Here is a 14,993-nt window from a genome sequence, read left to right on the forward strand (position 1 = left end):
AGACCTTCCCTCTGTTACTTTAATGGCAATTAACGAAACCACAGACCCATTAACAGGCCCGGGAGGGGACCGAGATGGAATACAGGCGACTGGGCGCGTCGGGACTCATGGTTCCGGCGCTGAGCTTCGGAGCGGGAACCTTCGGCGGCCGGGGCCCGCTGTTCGGCGCGTGGGGCAGCACCGACGCGCGGGAGGCGCGGCGCCTGGTGGACATCTGCCTGGACGCGGGCATCACGATGTTCGACACCGCCGACATCTACTCCGCCGGCGCGTCCGAGGAGACGCTCGGGGAGGCGATCAAGGGCCGCCGGGACCAGGTGATCGTCTCCACCAAGACGAGTCTGCCGATGGGCGACGGACCGGGCGACGCGGGCTCCTCCCGCTCCCGGCTGATCCGTGCCTGCGAGGACGCCCTGCGCAGGCTGGGCACGGACCACCTCGACCTCTTCCAGCTCCACGCCTTCGACGCCGGGACACCGGTGGAGGAGGTGCTGGAGACGCTCGACTCGCTCGTGCGAGCGGGCAAGGTGCGTTACACCGGCGTCTCCAACTTCTCCGGCTGGCAGGTGATGAAGTCCCTCGCGGCAGCGGAGCGGCATGGCCACCCGCGCTATGTGGCCCACCAGGTGTACTACTCCCTCATCGGCCGCGACTACGAGTGGGAGCTGATGCCGCTCGCCCTCGACCAATGCCTCGGCGCCATCGTCTGGAGCCCTCTGGGCTGGGGCCGCCTCACCGGCAAGATCCGTCGCGGCACACCGCTCCCGTCCGGCAGCCGACTGCACCGCACCGCCGACTACGGGCCGCCCGTCACCGACGAGCACCTCTACGGCGTGATCGACGCACTGGACGAGATCGCCGAGGAGACGGGCAAGGCGGTGCCGCAGATCGCCCTCAACTGGCTGCTACAGCGGCCGACGGTGTCCTCCGTGCTCATCGGCGCCCGCGACGAGCAGCAGTTGCGCCAGAACCTCGGCGCACTCGGCTGGACCCTCTCCCCCGAGCAGGTGGCGAAGCTCGACGCAGCGAGCCACCGCCCTGCGCCGTACCCCTACTTCCCCTATGAGCGGCAGGAGGGCTTCGCCCGCCTGAACCCGCCGGTGTTCGCGGCACCGGGCCGGGCGGCATGACGAAGCGCCGGACACCCCGCGGAACAGGGCACCCGGCGCTCGGGATCAGGTCGGACCGGGTCAGCGCGAGTACCGCATGAGCGCCCTCACCATGTGGCACGTCGTGTCCGACGGCGGGTGGACGCCGATCAGTTCCGCCGTGTCGCGGATCGTCTCGTTGCGGGCCTGGTTCGGCATGTAGACGCCGGAGTCGAGCAGGGCGATGGCGAGGCGCATCGCCTTGAGGCGACGGTTGTGCGAGACGTACCACTCGCGCGGCCGGCCCGGCGGCAGTGGCCGCTTCTCCACGGGTACGTACGGCAGGTCGAGCAGGACGGGGCGCTTCGCGGTGGACTGGGTGGGCAGCGGCTTCGGCTTGAGTGCGGCAGCGGGCACAGGCATCCTCCTGTCGCGGTGAGGGCGGCACACCGGGATCCTCGGCGATCCCGGCGCCACCCTCGAACACTGCTTACAGTTTACCGCCCGGCACTGACATCAGGCAGTCCGCAGAGTCCGGCAAAAGTCCAGGTGGGAATGGAAATTGGCGCGACGTCACGGCAGGTCCACGAGGGGTGGGTGAGTTGGCAGAAATTCGAACAGCGGCGACGGCGCGTACCGTGGCCTCATGGAGATCTGGATCAACCCGGCCTGCTCGAAGTGCCGCAGTGCCGTGCAGCTGCTCGACACCGAGGGCGCCGACTACACCGTCCGCCGCTACCTGGAGGACGTGCCGGGCGAGGACGAGATCCGGGGCGTGCTGGACCGGCTCGGACTGGAGCCCTGGGACATCACCCGCACCCAGGAGGCCGCCGCCAAGGAACTCGGCGTCAAGGAGTGGGCCAGGGACGCGAGTTCGCGGGACCGGTGGATCAAGGCCCTCGCCGAGCATCCCAAGCTCATCCAGCGGCCGATCATCACCGCGGACGACGGCACGGCGGTGGTCGCGCGCACCGACGAGGCCGTACGGGACGCCCTCTCCCGTTAGAGATCTCCTGTAACCGCTGAGTAACGCCGCTTCCTCGTACACGGTCCCTCACACCGTGAGGTACGGCACAGCGACACCAGGTAACACGGGGTTCACATTCGAGCAATGGCCGGGAAATCGCCTGTTGACAGGCTGCCGGGCATTGACGCGGCGCCCCAGTGCCGCAGCGCCGCAAGCACCCGCGATATGCGCCCAGACACACCCCCGAAGGATGTGGCCCGTGACCTTCAAGGCTGAGTACATCTGGATCGACGGCACCGAGCCGACGGCCAAGCTGCGTTCCAAGACCAAGATCATCGCGGGCTCCCCCGCCGGTCTCGACGCGCTGCCGATCTGGGGCTTCGACGGGTCCTCCACCAACCAGGCCGAGGGCCACGCCTCGGACTGCGTCCTCAAGCCGGTCTTCACCTGCCCGGACCCGATCCGCGGCGGCGACGACATCCTGGTGCTGTGCGAGGTCCTGAACATCGACCTCACGCCGCACGCCAGCAACACCCGTGCCGCGCTGGTCGAGGTCGCCGAGAAGTTCGCGGCCCAGGAGCCGATCTTCGGCATCGAGCAGGAGTACACCTTCTTCAAGGACGGCTACCCGCTCGGCTTCCCCAAGGGCGGCTTCCCGGCCCCGCAGGGCGGCTACTACTGCGGTGTCGGCGCCGACGAGATCTTCGGCCGTGACGTCGTCGAGGCCCACCTGGACAACTGCCTGAAGGCGGGCCTGGGCATCTCCGGCATCAACGCCGAGGTCATGCCCGGCCAGTGGGAGTTCCAGGTCGGCCCGCTCGCCCCGCTGGAGGTCTCGGACCAGCTGTGGGTGGCCCGCTGGCTGCTCTACCGCACCGCCGAGGACTTCGACATCGCCGCGACGCTGGACCCGAAGCCGGTGAAGGGCGACTGGAACGGCGCCGGCGCGCACACCAACTTCTCCACCAAGGCGATGCGCGAGGGCTACGACGCGATCATCACCGCGGCCGAGTCGCTGGGCGAGGGCTCCAAGCCGCTCGACCACGTCAAGAACTACGGCGCCGGCATCGACGACCGCCTGACCGGTCTGCACGAGACCGCCCCGTGGAACGAGTACTCCTACGGCGTCTCCAACCGCGGTGCCTCGGTCCGTATCCCGTGGCAGGTCGAGAAGGACGGCAAGGGCTACATCGAGGACCGCCGTCCGAACGCCAACGTCGACCCGTACGTGGTGACCCGCCTGCTCGTCGACACCTGCTGCTCGGCGCTGGAGAAGGCCGGCCAGGTCTGACCGACGCCACACGGCTCCCGAGGGGCGCCCACCAGTCATGGTGGGCGCCCCTCGCGTTGTCAGTGGGCGGATGTCCAAGCTGTGAGAGGAGGGTCCCGGCACCTGGCCCCGGTCTGCTTCAATGGCCCCATGGCCAGCCACCAGAAGCACACCGCGACGGGTCGCCATGACCTCGAGCCCTTCTGGCCGTCCCGTCAGGACCACGATTTCGACCGGGTGTGTTGCCGCGCGACGAACGCGCCGGCCCTCTAAAGCCGTACACCCGGCCTTCGGCCAGCGCGATCCGCGTACGTCCCTCGGCGAGCCCGACCACGAACTCGCGGCCGTCGACCTCTCCGACGAACTCCTCGCGCGAAAGAGCTGACCTCTCATGGCGACCACTCGTTCCCTGTCTCCCGCCGCCTCCTTCAACGCCCCCAGGCATCGACTGCGTGCCGTCGACCGGGACGAGGTGGTGAGTGTCGCGGATCTGCTGCCTCCGGGTGCCACCTGGCTGCCGGCGCCACAGCACACCCTGCCCACGCTGCCGGGGCAGCCGCCGATGATCGGCTACCTGGTGCTCGTCCCGGCCGACCAGCCGCCGCCGTTCCCGGCGGCGGTGCCGGAGCGGCCGGAGGCGGACGGTGGCGAGTCCGGTTCCGAGCCGCTGATCCGCGTCGACACCGTGCGGCGCACCGCCGAGGTGGCCGGGCGGCCCCTCGACCTCACGTACCTGGAGTTCGAGCTGCTGGCCCACCTGGTGGCGCACCCGGGCCGGGTGCACACCCGCGACCAGCTGGTCGGCACGGTGTGGGGCTACGGGCACGTGGGCGACGGCCGTACGGTCGACGTCCACATCGCCCGCCTGCGCCGCAAGCTGGGCGCCGAGCACCGCGACACGATCCGCACGGTGCGCCGGGTCGGCTACAAGTACGTGCCCCCGGTGCCCCGGTGAGGCACTGAGCCGCCAGCGCCCGTCCGTCTGCTGACGGCAGATCCCCGTTCCGTCCTGCCGCCCCGGCGGGCAGAGTCGACGGCATGAGACTTCTGGTGCTGGGCGGTACGGAGTTCGCGGGCCGGGCCGTCGTGGAGGCGGCCCTGGGGCGGGGCTGGGAGGTGACCGTCTTCCACCGGGGGCGGCACGAGGCACCGCCGGGCGTGCGGTCGCTGCTCGGCGACCGCACCGCGCCCGACGGTCTGACCGCCCTCGCCGGGGACCCGGGCGAGTGGGACGTCGTCGTCGACACCTGGTCGGCGGCGCCCTGCGCGGTGCGGGACGCGGCGCGGCTGCTGCGGGGCCGCGCCCGCCGGTACGTGTACGTGTCGAGCTGCTCGGTGTACGCGTGGGCCCCGCCCGCGGGATACGGCGAGGACGCGCCCCTGGTGGAGGGAGCGTCGGACGACGCGGACGAGACCGACTACCCGCGGGACAAGCGCGGCGGCGAACTGGCCGTCCTGGACGCCTTCGGCGAGGACCGGTCGGTGCTCGTGCGGGCCGGGTTGCTCCTCGGCCCGTACGAGAACATCGGCCGGCTGCCCTGGTGGCTGGGCCGGATGGCGCGCGGCGGCCCGGTACTGGCCCCGGGCCCGCGCGAGCTGCCCCTCCAGTACGTGGACGTCCGTGACCTCGCCGAGTGGATCCTGCTCGCGGCCGAGCGGGAGCTGAGCGGGCCGTACAACCTGATGAGCCCTCAGGGGCACACCACGATGGGCGAGTTGCTGGACACGTGCGCCCGTGTCACCGGCGGCGGTGCCGAACTGCGGTGGACCGAGCCCGAGGTGATCCTCGAGGCCGGCATCGCGCCGTGGACCGAGCTGCCGGTGTGGGTGCCGCCGGGCAGCGACCTGCACGACGCCCTGCACGGCGCGGACGTCTCCCGGGCGCTCGCGGCGGGGCTGAGCTGCCGGCCCGTCGAGGAGACCGTGGCCGGCACCTGGCGGTGGCTCCAGGACGTCGGCGGCGCTGCGCCCCAGCGCCCGGACCGGCCGCGCCCGGGCCTCGACCCGGAGGTGGAGGCCAAGGTGCTCGCGGCCGCCGGGGGTGTACGTAACACCACCCCGTGACCGGGTGTTCCGGCCCAGTGACCCCGCACCCCCGCTCGGCGAGACTGACGCCATGACCATGGACACGAAGAGCGGCAACGGGCGTACGAAGGGGCGGGGCATCGGGCTCGCCGCGGTGCGGGGGCTGACGCTGGCCCTCGTGAGTCTGCCCGGGGCGGTGCTGTGCCTCACCTTGTCCCTGGTGTCCATGGCGCTCATCCCGACCGGGGTCGGGCTCGTCACGACGCCGTACGTACTGCAGGGGGTGCGGGCGTTCGCGAACTGGCGGCGCGTGCTCGCGGCGGAGTGGGGCGGGGTGCGGATACCTCCGGCGTACCGGCCGCTGCCGAGGGGCAACCCGTGGACGCGCACCTTCGGGATGCTGCGCGACCCGGCGACCTGGCGGGACCTGAGGTGGCTGCCGGTCGACATGACGGCGGGGTTCGTCACCGCGCTGCTGCCGGCGGTGCTGCTCTTCTATCCGCTGGAGGGCATCGCGATCGCGGCCTGGCTGTGGCGGCTCCTCGACGGGGACGGCGGTTACTGGTACGGGTTCGTGCGGGTCCACGACCAGAGGTCCGCGCTCGGCGCCGGAGTCCTGGCCCTCGTCCTGCTCTTCTTCGCCCACTTCCTCACCCCGCGCCTGCTGGACGCCCACTTCCGGCTCACCCGGGCTGTCCTGGGCTCCGGCCAGCGTGAACTGGCCGAGCGCGTACGGGTCCTGACCGAGACGCGGCGGGACGCGGTCGACACCTCCGCCGCCGAACTGCGGCGCATCGAACGGGACCTGCACGACGGAGCCCAGGCCCGGCTGGTCGCGGTCGGCATGGACCTGGGCACCATCGAGGCGCTCCTCGACAAGGACCCGGCCAAGGCCAAGGAGCTGATCGCGCAGGCCCGCAGGTCCTCGGTCGAGGCGCTGTCCGAACTGCGCGAGCTGGTGCGCGGCATCCATCCGCCGGTCCTGGCCGAGCGCGGACTGGGCGACGCCGTACGGGCGCTGGCGCTGCGGCTGCCGGTGGCCACCGAGGTGACCGTGGACCTGCCCGGGCGAGCGGAGGCGCCCGTGGAGTCGGCCGCGTACTTCGCCGTGAGCGAGGTGCTCACCAACGCCGTGAAGCACTCCGGCGCCGACCGGATCTGGGTCGATCTGCACCACACGGACGGCCATCTGCGGGCGACCGTCACCGACAACGGCAAGGGAGGTGCGGTGATCGGGGCCGGTTCCGGGCTGGCGGGGGTGGAGCGGCGACTGGGTACATTCGACGGCGTCCTGGCCGTCAGCAGCCCCGCGGGCGGTCCCACCATGGTCACCATGGAGATCCCTTGCGCGTAGTCCTGGCCGAAGACCTCTTCCTGCTGCGCGACGGACTCGTCCGGCTGCTCCGGGCGCACGACTTCGAGATCGCGGCGGCCGTCGAGTCAGGTCCCGAACTGGCCGCCGCGCTGGCCGAGCTGGCACCGGACGTCGCCGTGGTCGACGTACGCCTGCCGCCCACACACACCGACGAGGGGCTTCAGTGCGCGCTGGAGGCCCGCAGGAAGCGGCCCGGGCTGCCGGTGCTGGTGCTCTCCCAGCACGTGGAGCAGCTGTACGCGCGTGAGCTGCTCGCCGACGGCACCGGCGGCGTCGGGTACCTGCTGAAGGACCGGGTGTTCGACGCCGAGCAGTTCGTGGACGCCGTACGACGGGTCGCCGCCGGTGGTACGGCGATGGATCCGCAGGTCATCCAGCAGCTGCTGACCCGGCGGGCAGCCGACGACCGGCCTCTGGGCCGCCTCACCCCCAGGGAGCTGGAGGTGCTGGAGCAGATGGCGCAGGGGCGTTCCAACACGGCGATCGCGGCCAGGCTCGTCGTCACGGAACGGGCGATCGCCAAGCACACCGCGAACATCTTCGCCAAACTGGGCCTTGAGGTCTCGGACGACGACAACCGGCGCGTGCTGGCCGTTCTCGCGTATCTCGACCACGGCCGGTGAAAACGGACTTGCTTATTCACACACCGTCGGGGATCAACAACTCCCGGTGTGCGAGGGGCCGTTGAGAACACAGCTCCCTCACGAATCTCGCATCGATTTCCGAGACATCTGAACACCCCTGGGACGGCCTCCGTATGGAAGGGCGCCGCTTCACTCCTGTCGGGCGCCTCGATGCCCCCGAAAAAGGAAGTCAGAGGAGTTCCATGGGACGCAACACAAGAAAACGCCGGACGCCGCTGGCCACCAAGGCCGTAGCCGCATCGGCGGCCCTAGCGCTCGGTGGGGGCGGGCTGATCTGGGCAAACTTCTATGCCTCGGCGCATGAGGAGAACTCGGCGAACCAGACGAAGGCCGCGGGCGCACAGATCGCCACGATCCAGTGTCCGGACGTCGGACAGAAGCTGAGTGATGTGCCGGACGGTGCTCGCCAGGGGGTGGACAAGGAGCTGGCGAACCTCGACAAGCAGATCACCGAGGCATACGCCCGTCTCGCCTCCACGCGCCAGGCGCAGGCCGGTGACTCCGGCTTCGTCAACAACGCGATCCTCGGCCCGCTGAAGTCGAAGCGGGTTGCCGCCATCGACCGGATCGGGATCAACATCCGGCGCGTGGGCGGCCAGGCTCCGCAGGGGCTCGACCAGCTCGCCGAGTGCCAGGGCATGGCCGCCGACCAGCCGGAGGTCAACGACGGCAACGGGCAGGGCGGCGACCAGAACAACGGTGGTCAGGACCAGGGCCAGGACCAGGGCCAGGGCCAGGACAACGGTCAGGACCAGGGCCAGGACAACGGCCAGGACCAGGGCGGCGGCCAGGTCGGCGACAACGGCAACGGGGCCGCGGGCCCGGTGGCCGCCGACTTCGTCGACATCAACCAGGTCCAGCCGGGCTCCCGAGACCTGCAGAACGGTCTGGCCGCCAACGGTGACTCCGGTTCCACCGGCTCCTTCACCGCGAAGTGCGGTGTCAACGAGAACAACCTGTTCAACAGTGACAACCTGATCGTCGCCCCGGGTGTCGACAACGGCGCGCACCACACGCACGACTACGTCGGCAACCAGGACAACGACGCCTTCTCCAGCGACGAGGACCTGGCCAACGCCGAAACCTCGTGCCAGAACCAGGGCGACAAGTCCACGTACTACTGGCCGGTGCTGCGCCTCCAGGACGGCACCCAGGAGTTCGACGCGGGTGACCTGGGCGGTGGCGCCGAGGGCAACGTCGGCAAGATCCTGAAGGCCAGCCAGGCCGACATGAAGTTCGTCGGCAACAAGAAGAGCGACGTCGTCGCGATGCCGAAGTTCCTGCGCATCATCACCGGTGACGCCAAGGCCTTCACCAACGGCCTCGCCAACGCCAACACCTCGTTCAGCTGCACCGGCTTCGAGGACCGGCAGGTGACGGACAAGTACGTGATCTGTCCCGAGGGCAGCCAGGTGGTGCGGACGTCCAACTTCCAGAGCTGCTGGGACGGGCAGAACATCGACAGCGCCAACCACCGCGACCACGTCGCCTTCGTCCAGCAGGACGGCAGCTGCCCGAACGGCTTCCAGGCCATTCCTCAGCTCCAGGTCCGCCTGGTGTACGACGTGCCGGCCCCGACCATCGAGAACGGTCAGGTGCAGAACCCGTACGCCGTGGACGGCTTCCCGGAGCAGCTGCACAAGCCGATCACCGACCACAACGACTTCATCAACGTCATGGACGAGAACCTGATGAACCAGGTGGTGCAGTGCATCAACAGCGGCGAGGACTGCGAGTGACGGACCGCTAGAAAAGCCGGCGGTGGGATCTCCCACCGCCGGCTTTCGCGTGTCCCCCGAAGCGACGCGGTCAGTTGTCGTGGTGACCGGAGTGCGCCGGCTCGTCGCTCTTGCCGCCGCCGGGGGAATGACTTGCGTGGTTGAGCCCCACCTCCACGGTGCCGCCCAGCGTGCCGCGCAGCGTCCGCAGCACATTCTCGTGGCCGACGGCCACCCACTTGCGCCCGACCAGGTAGAAACCGCCGTAGTCCTTGGCCGTGTTGATCCACTCGCGCTGCCCGCGGTCGGTGGAGAAGGTCGCGAGGACGTATTTCTCCTTGCCCTTCTTGCACAGGGCCTGGCGGATGGTGTCGGCGTCGGTCTGCATGTTCGGCTTGCACCTGGCCTCGGCAGCGATGTGCTCCAGGCTGCCGGTCACCGTCTCCGGCACGGCCGCCTCGCCCTTGCCGTCGGATCCGCAGCCGGTCAGCGCCAGTATCGCCACCGCGCCGCTCAGCGCGAACATCGGTCGGGTCACCCTCATCTGTTCCTCCGGTCCTTGTCACGGCACGGTCCTCGTCACGGCACGGTCCGGACGCATGCCGCACGGAGCCCCGGCCAAGGCTCTCTCGCCTTCGATACGGCTGTGACGGGCGCAGCGCTCAAATTCGGGTGTCCCCGTAGGCACGTCCGTGCGAGTGTGCCCCGGTGAACCAGGACTGGGAAGATCGCGTGGCCGCCCTGTGGGGCCTGTTCGACGACTACGCCGAAGAGGAAGAGGACGAGGCTCGCTTCCGCGCCGAGGTCGACGCCCTCGTCGCCGAGCTGCCGGAGGGCAGCCCGCTCGGGCCGTTCGAGCAGGCCTGCGCCTGGGACTCCACGGGCCATTCGGACAAGGCGGTTCCGCTGTACCGGGAGGCGCTTGAGCTCGGCCTCGCCGATGTCAGCCCCTACAAGGCCCGCCGGACCAAGATCCAGCTGGCCAGCTCGCTGCGGAACATCGGCCGGGCCGAGGAGGGCGTCGCGCTGCTGACGCCCGAGCTGGACGCCCCGTCCGACGAACTGGACGACGCGGTGCGCGCCTGTCTCGCGCTGTGCCTGTCCAGCCTGGGCCGCGATCGCGAGGCGTTGTCGCTGGCCCTCGGTGCTCTGGCCCCGCATCTGCCGCGCTACCAGCGGTCGATGGCGAACTACGCCCGGCTGCTCGTGGAGCCCGGGGAGTCGCCGGGGGCGTGACACCCGTGGTCAGGTGACCATCCAACGATTCGCTCGTTCTGCTGAACGTGCAGTCACAGGATGTCGCCCAGCGCCCCGCGCCCCCTTTCCCCGCCGGCCCGGTCGTCGATGTCGAGCAGGCCGAGGCCGCACTCGTCGAGCACTATCCGCGGCTCGCGCGACTCGCCTATCTGGTGCTGCCGCCGGGCCTGGGCCGCAGCAGGCGCGTCCTCACCGCACACGCCCTCGCTCAGCGCGCACTCCCCCGCAACCGCACACCGGCGCCGGTGATCCCCGCCCAGTCGACCGGCCGTGACGGCGACCCGGGCTACGCCCTGGTCCGTCTCCAGGTGCTGCGTACGGCGCTGGAGGCGGGGCTGCCGCTGAAGCGCAAGGCATGGCCGAAGCGCTCCCAGCTGCCGCCGGTGCTGCCGCAGGTGTGGGGCCTGAAGCTGTTCCCACGGGCCGGCGGCGCCGACGAACTCGCCCTGGACCAGCGGCTGTCCGCCCTGTCCGGTCCGGCCCGGGCCGCGTACGCGCTGCGCGGCCTGGAGCGGCTGACGGACGACGGCGTACGCAAGGTGCTGGCGGCCGCGGGGGTCGCCGACGCGGCCGGCGCGCTGCTGGAGGCCGACGGGATCCCCGCGCAGTACGGGCTGCTCGACTCCCCCGAGTTCGACCCCTGCTCGCTTCAGGCCCGCCCCACCGACCTGATGCGGCGCCGCCAGCACTTGAAGGCCGCGCTGGCCGCCGGGGCGGCCCTGCTGGTGTGCGGGGCTCTGCTGGGTCTGCCCGGCGAGGGCTGGGGCCCCGACGGCGCCGCCGCGCCGCCCTACGCGCGGAACCCGGCCGCCCAGGCCGCCCTGGACCCGGCGAAGCTGACCAGGGTCTCCCCCACCGCGTGGCGCGGCTCGGCGCGCACCGACTTCTCGGTGTGGCCGGCCCGCGGCGATCTCACCGGCGACTCGGCCCTGCTGCGCCGCGCCCTGGCCGTCTGGGCCCGCCCGGGCGAGACGGTCCGGGTGTCCGCGACGCCCGGCACCCCGTCCGGCGGCCCGGCCGGACCGCCCCAGCTGCTGTACGCGGGGACCGTCGACGCCGCGCGCGTGGTGATCCTCTACGACGGTCTGCGCATCGCCCGGTACGCCGAGCCGAAGGAGGGCACGCAGGGCGCCGCCCTCGACTTCGCCCGGGTCGACGGCGCGGGCCGGGCCGAGGCGGGCGCGGTGGTCCTGGGCCGGGCCGACGGCAACGTCCGCTATCTGACCGCCCCTTGGGTGAGGAAGGCCGGCGAGCGGGACCTGATGAAGCCGGGCTCCGGCGCGATGGACCTAACCCTCACCGACGGTGTGACCGGGCCGCTGGCCAGCCCGGTCCTGCGGTCCGGCGCGTGCACGTCGTGGAACGTGCTGCAACTGGCCGACGGCACGCGGACGCGGCTGCTGTCCGACCTCGGCGAACTGGTCCCGGCCCGGCTCACCGCCGGACGGCCCGGGTCCCCGGGCGAAGCGTCCGGCGCCGAGGCGCTGCGCACCTGGGAGCCGTTCGCCTGCTCGCTGGCCACGGTGCGCTCCGCGGGTGTGCGGAGCGTCAACGCCTGGGCGTTCAACGAGCAGCCGCTGCCGGACGCGAGCGGTTCGGCCGCGTGGGTGTGCACCCGGGCCGAGACCTGGCGGGGCGGCGGGGCGCGGGTGCTGGCCCAGTTCCACACGCCGGGCGGGACGTACGGGGCGGTGGCGGCGAAGGCCGAGAACGTCCCGGCGTGCGGGGCGCGCGACCCGTATGTGCTGGCCGGAGTCCTGTGGAAGTCGGAGGCGGGCGACTGGTACCTGCTGGCCGCCGGCAGCCGGGAGACCGCGTCGATCCGGGCGACGGGCGGGGTTGGTGGGGTGTCGCAGACCAGTTTGCTGACCGTGCCGGCCGAGCAGGGAGCCCGGGCCGAGCTGAAGGGCACGCTGCGGGACGGGCGTTCGATCGGCGGGCTGCGCTGAGCGGCGGCTGAGGCGTCCGCCCGGCGCACCCGGGCGACCGTTCCCGACCGATCCGATCCGTTCGAGGCCGGAATCGATCGGTAAGGTGTTCGCATGACTACCGGGGTTCGCCGCAGAATGGGAGTGGAGGAGCGGCGGCAGCAGTTGATCGGCGTCGCCCTCGAACTGTTCAGCCGCCGCTCGCCCGACGAGGTCTCGATCGACGAGATAGCGTCGGCCGCGGGCATTTCACGCCCGTTGGTCTACCACTACTTCCCCGGCAAACTCAGCCTGTACGAGGCCGCGTTGAAGCGGGCCTCGGACGATCTCGCGGCCCGTTTCGCGGAGCCCCACGACGGGCCGCTGGGCGCGCGGCTGCTGCGTGTGATGCGGCGCTTCTTCGACTTCGTGGACGAGCACGGCCCCGGTTTCTCCGCCCTCATGCGGGGCGGACCGGCGGTCGGCTCCTCGACGACCAACGCGCTCATCGACTCCGTACGGCAGGCCGCGTATGTCCAGATTCTTTCGCACCTGGGCGTGGCCGATCCGCCCGCGCGTCTGGAACTGGTCGTGCGTTCCTGGATCTCGCTCGCCGAGTCGACGGCGCTGATCTGGCTGGACGGCCGGCGCATCCCGCGGGCCGAGCTGGAGGTCCAGCTCGTCCACGACTTCGCCGCGCTCACCGCCGTCAGCGCCGCCCAGGACGCGGAGATGGCCGCCCTGATGCGCCGCATCGCCCGGGACGAGCCGGCCGACGGCCCGTTCGCACAGCTGGCCGGCCGCCTGCTGGCGCTGGCGACCTGAGTCCGCTCAGCTCTCGGACTTCCGGTAGGACGCGTCGAGTTCACGCACCTCGGCGGAGGCGTGCAGCACGCGCCCCTCGGCGGCCTTCAGGTGGGTGCGCAGCAACTCCAGGGTGGCCTCGGTGAGCTTGGCCTTGGTCTCCTCGGTACGGCCGGGGAGCAGCGCGATGTGGACGTGCACATGGGCGTGCCCCTCGGTCTCGGGCCCGACCACGATGTCCTCGGTCCGGCGGAACCGGGTCTTGCACGCCGGCGGCTTGGCGGCCGCGATCTCGACCGTCGCCTCGTGCAGCGCCTTCGCGAACCCGGGCCGGTCGAAGTCGTCCGCGAGGTCGGCGGAATAGTCGACGGTGATCTGCGGCATGAGAACTCCTGTTCTGGGCGGCCAACGGGCTCACCCTAACCGCAGGGCGAGCATGGCGATGTCGTCCTCCCGGTCCCGGCCGAAGCAGCCGAGCAGCACGTCGCAGAGGGGGCCGAGGCCGGACGGGGCGTCGGCGGCGGCCGTGCGGAGCTGTTCCAGCAAGGTGTCGAGGGGAGTGCCGCGGGTCTCGATGAGGCCGTCGGTGACCATCAGGAGGCGGTCGGCGGGGGCCAGGTGCCGCTCGGTCGCCGCGGGCCGTTCCAGGCCCAGCCCGAGCGGCGGACCGCACGCGTGGGCCTAGTCGGCGCCGCCCCGTCGCGCAGGATCAGCGGCGAGATGTGCCCGGCGTTGGCGATTCGCACCCACCCGCTGCCGGGGTCGGCCAGGGCCAGGCACACGGCGGCCGTGACGTCGGGTGGTACACGCTGGAGCATCCGGTCGAGCCGCTCGGCCAGGACCACCGGGTCGCTCTCGGTCACGCAGTAGGCGCGCAGCGCGTGCCGGATCTCGGCCATGACGGTGGCCGCGTCCAGCGAGTGCCCGACGACGTCCCCGACGGCGGTGAGCACGCCCTCGCCGGTGCGCAGGGCGGCGTAGAAGTCGCCGCCGATCTCGGTCTGCCGGGAGGCGGGCACATGGTTGGACGACGATGTCGACGCCGGGCAGATGCGGCAGCCTGTGCGGCCGGGGCAGGAAGCTGTGCTGGAGGGTGAGGGCGACATGCCGCTCCACCCGGTGCATCAGCAGCGGCCCGGCGGCCGGCGCGCAGGCCTGGGCGAGGCGGGCGAGCAGCCCGTCGGCCGCGGGGTCGGTGATCGCGCGGCGCGCCGTACGGGCGTGGCGAGGCAGACCGCCGTCCGGCCGTCCTGGGAGGTCGCCACGGTCAGGCGGGCGTCCTCTTCGACGCCCGTCCGGAACATCCCATGGCCGGCCACAGCAGCGCGGGGACGACGGTGCTGTTGACGCCGGTGCGGCCCTCCGCGAGCCGGGGGACCAGCCGTGCCGCCGCCTGGTCGGCACCGCTGTCCGCCGGCGCGGGGCGGCACCGGGCCGTGCCCCGGTACGGCTCGCCGTCCGGGCCGATCACGGACACCACGGCGGGCGAGGCGGTGAGCGTGCGGCGCCGTCGGCGGCGAGTTCCCGCGGGCAACGCGCGGCCTGCACGGTGACGATGGCCTCGGACAGCAGCGTCGGACGGTGGACGGCGGTCTCGGCGCCCGTGCTGCGGCGCGCCCCGCGCACGGCGGCCCGTAGGACGGCCTGGATCTCCTGCGGCTCGGCGGGCACGGTCAGATAGGCGTCGCCGCCCGCGTCCGGTCCCCGGCACCGGTCGCCGGGCGCGGTCGCGGCGGCGGAGAAGTGCACGACGGGCAGCGCGGCCATGGGCGGCCTGGCCCGGACCCGGCGGCACAGTTCGAAGCCGCTCATGTCCGGCAGGCCCACGTCGACGAGGGCCACGTCGGGCAGGGTGCCGTCCCGCAGCCGGACGTCGAGTTCGACGAGCGCCTCGCCGCCGCTGGCGACCGGCACGGCCGGCGACGGCACGCAGCAGAC

Annotated in this window: 14 protein-coding genes and 1 pseudogene; 11 read left to right on the top strand and 4 right to left on the bottom strand. The window is 71.8% G+C overall.

The features are described from left to right. The first annotated feature begins 74 nt into the window (after positions 1 to 74). On the top strand, positions 75 to 1,130 hold the full coding sequence (locus tag V8690_RS11235) for an aldo/keto reductase (RefSeq protein WP_338777946.1): 1,056 nt from the start codon (positions 75 to 77) through the stop codon (positions 1,128 to 1,130). 60 nt (positions 1,131 to 1,190) lie between these two features. Here V8690_RS11235 and V8690_RS11240 read toward each other — a convergent pair whose 3' ends face one another. Beyond that, complete coding sequence (locus V8690_RS11240; RefSeq protein ID WP_059413684.1) at positions 1,191 to 1,505, bottom strand: hypothetical protein; 315 nt, start codon at positions 1,503 to 1,505, stop codon at positions 1,191 to 1,193. A 229-nt stretch (positions 1,506 to 1,734) separates the two neighbouring features. On the opposite strand from V8690_RS11240, the gene V8690_RS11245 reads away from it, so the two are divergent. The 7 genes from V8690_RS11245 (at position 1,735) to V8690_RS11275 (ending at position 9,108) form a co-directional block, all read left to right on the top strand. Then, positions 1,735 to 2,094, top strand: a complete 360-nt coding sequence (locus V8690_RS11245) for an arsenate reductase family protein (RefSeq protein ID WP_338777952.1) — start codon at positions 1,735 to 1,737, stop codon at positions 2,092 to 2,094. Positions 2,095 to 2,314: 220 nt separating this feature from the next. Further along, positions 2,315 to 3,346 (top strand): glutamine synthetase, encoded by a 1,032-nt coding sequence (glnII, locus tag V8690_RS11250; protein WP_338777954.1) that lies wholly within the window; start codon positions 2,315 to 2,317, stop codon positions 3,344 to 3,346. Positions 3,347 to 3,716: 370 nt separating this feature from the next. Next, the gene (locus V8690_RS11255) at positions 3,717 to 4,280 is read left to right on the top strand and encodes a winged helix-turn-helix domain-containing protein (RefSeq protein ID WP_338777956.1); all 564 of its coding nucleotides are present in this window, start codon (positions 3,717 to 3,719) and stop codon (positions 4,278 to 4,280) included. Between the two features lie 83 nt (positions 4,281 to 4,363). Next, on the top strand, positions 4,364 to 5,389 hold the full coding sequence (locus tag V8690_RS11260) for an NAD-dependent epimerase/dehydratase family protein (protein ID WP_338777958.1): 1,026 nt from the start codon (positions 4,364 to 4,366) through the stop codon (positions 5,387 to 5,389). A gap of 52 nt (positions 5,390 to 5,441) precedes the next feature. Next, positions 5,442 to 6,704 carry a sensor histidine kinase gene (locus V8690_RS11265; protein WP_338777959.1) on the top strand — a complete coding sequence of 421 codons (1,263 nt, stop codon included), beginning with the start codon at positions 5,442 to 5,444 and terminating at the stop codon, positions 6,702 to 6,704. Then, the gene (locus tag V8690_RS11270; RefSeq protein WP_338777961.1) at positions 6,695 to 7,348 is read left to right on the top strand and encodes a response regulator transcription factor; all 654 of its coding nucleotides are present in this window, start codon (positions 6,695 to 6,697) and stop codon (positions 7,346 to 7,348) included. Before V8690_RS11265 ends, V8690_RS11270 begins: the two co-directional genes overlap by 10 nt. A gap of 203 nt (positions 7,349 to 7,551) precedes the next feature. Beyond that, positions 7,552 to 9,108: a DUF1996 domain-containing protein gene (locus V8690_RS11275; RefSeq protein WP_338777962.1), complete on the top strand. Its 1,557-nt coding sequence runs from the start codon at positions 7,552 to 7,554 to the stop codon at positions 9,106 to 9,108. Positions 9,109 to 9,178: 70 nt separating this feature from the next. Here V8690_RS11275 and V8690_RS11280 read toward each other — a convergent pair whose 3' ends face one another. Next, a complete protein-coding gene (locus tag V8690_RS11280) occupies positions 9,179 to 9,631 on the bottom strand; it encodes a hypothetical protein (protein WP_338777963.1) in 453 nt (150 codons plus the stop codon). Between the two features lie 164 nt (positions 9,632 to 9,795). Here V8690_RS11280 and V8690_RS11285 point away from each other — a divergent pair, with 164 nt between their 5' ends. The 3 genes from V8690_RS11285 to V8690_RS11295 all read left to right on the top strand — a co-directional run bounded on the left by V8690_RS11285 (position 9,796) and on the right by V8690_RS11295 (position 13,076). Continuing rightward, entirely contained in the window at positions 9,796 to 10,323 is a 528-nt protein-coding gene (locus V8690_RS11285; RefSeq protein WP_338777965.1) for a tetratricopeptide repeat protein, read from the top strand. A 47-nt stretch (positions 10,324 to 10,370) separates the two neighbouring features. Then, positions 10,371 to 12,293, top strand: coding sequence for a hypothetical protein (locus tag V8690_RS11290; protein WP_338777967.1), 1,923 nt, complete (start codon positions 10,371 to 10,373; stop codon positions 12,291 to 12,293). A gap of 93 nt (positions 12,294 to 12,386) precedes the next feature. Next, entirely contained in the window at positions 12,387 to 13,076 is a 690-nt protein-coding gene (locus tag V8690_RS11295; RefSeq protein ID WP_338777969.1) for a TetR/AcrR family transcriptional regulator, read from the top strand. A 6-nt stretch (positions 13,077 to 13,082) separates the two neighbouring features. On the opposite strand, the gene V8690_RS11300 is transcribed toward V8690_RS11295, so the two are convergent. Both V8690_RS11300 and V8690_RS11305 read right to left on the bottom strand, forming a co-directional pair. Then, on the bottom strand, positions 13,083 to 13,439 hold the full coding sequence (locus V8690_RS11300; protein ID WP_338777971.1) for a 5-carboxymethyl-2-hydroxymuconate Delta-isomerase: 357 nt from the start codon (positions 13,437 to 13,439) through the stop codon (positions 13,083 to 13,085). 30 nt (positions 13,440 to 13,469) lie between these two features. After that, positions 13,470 to 14,969, bottom strand: a pseudogene (locus V8690_RS11305) (SpoIIE family protein phosphatase); the annotation flags it as partial. Positions 14,970 to 14,993 lie beyond the last annotated feature (24 nt).

Source organism: Streptomyces sp. DG1A-41, from assembly GCF_037055355.1.
In the GTDB taxonomy this organism is placed as follows: domain Bacteria; phylum Actinomycetota; class Actinomycetes; order Streptomycetales; family Streptomycetaceae; genus Streptomyces.

Bases quoted from the DNA above. Each gene is read 5' to 3' on its own strand.
- V8690_RS11235 (WP_338777946.1), top strand. From the start codon at position 75: ATGGAATACAGGCGACTGGGCGCGTCGGGACTCATGGTTCCGGCGCTG.
- V8690_RS11245 (WP_338777952.1), top strand. From the start codon at position 1,735: ATGGAGATCTGGATCAACCCGGCCTGCTCGAAGTGCCGCAGTGCCGTG.
- V8690_RS11255 (WP_338777956.1), top strand. From the start codon at position 3,717: ATGGCGACCACTCGTTCCCTGTCTCCCGCCGCCTCCTTCAACGCCCCC.
- V8690_RS11260 (WP_338777958.1), top strand. From the start codon at position 4,364: ATGAGACTTCTGGTGCTGGGCGGTACGGAGTTCGCGGGCCGGGCCGTC.
- V8690_RS11265 (WP_338777959.1), top strand. From the start codon at position 5,442: ATGACCATGGACACGAAGAGCGGCAACGGGCGTACGAAGGGGCGGGGC.
- V8690_RS11275 (WP_338777962.1), top strand. From the start codon at position 7,552: ATGGGACGCAACACAAGAAAACGCCGGACGCCGCTGGCCACCAAGGCC.
- V8690_RS11280 (WP_338777963.1), bottom strand. From the start codon at position 9,631: ATGAGGGTGACCCGACCGATGTTCGCGCTGAGCGGCGCGGTGGCGATA.
- V8690_RS11295 (WP_338777969.1), top strand. From the start codon at position 12,387: ATGACTACCGGGGTTCGCCGCAGAATGGGAGTGGAGGAGCGGCGGCAG.
- V8690_RS11300 (WP_338777971.1), bottom strand. From the start codon at position 13,439: ATGCCGCAGATCACCGTCGACTATTCCGCCGACCTCGCGGACGACTTC.